Here is a 381-nt window from a genome sequence, read left to right as displayed (position 1 = left end):
GCACAGCTCCATGCCCACGGCTTTGACCGTGTCGTACAGGCGCGCATCTTCACCCGGGTGGCCGGCAGCGGACATCCAGTTGGCCGACAGTTTGATGTCGGACAGCTTGCCGATGCGCGAGGCCGCGATGTTGGTGAGGGTTTCACCAATGGCCATGCGGCCCGACGCCGGAGCGTCCAGCAGGGCCAGCGGTGTGCGCTCGCCCATGGCCATGGCTTCACGGGTGTACACGTCGAAGCTGGTGGCGGTGACGGCAACGTCGGCAACCGGCACTTGCCATGGGCCGACCATTTGGTCACGGGCAACCAGGCCTGTGATGGTGCGGTCGCCGATGGTGATCAAAAAGCTTTTGCTCGCCACGGCCGGGTGGTGCAGTACGCG

Annotated in this window: 1 protein-coding gene; it reads right to left on the bottom strand. The window is 65.4% G+C overall.

Annotated elements, in window-relative coordinates:
• The coding region (locus AAEY72_RS14265; protein WP_352311154.1) for a hypothetical protein at positions 1-381 on the bottom strand (381 nt) is incomplete at both ends.

The organism is Psychrobacter sp. W2-37-MNA-CIBAN-0211, assembly GCF_040309405.1.
In the GTDB taxonomy this organism is placed as follows: Bacteria; Pseudomonadota; Gammaproteobacteria; order Pseudomonadales; family Moraxellaceae; genus Psychrobacter; species Psychrobacter glaciei.
This window is presented reverse-complemented; position numbering and strand designations above follow the sequence as displayed.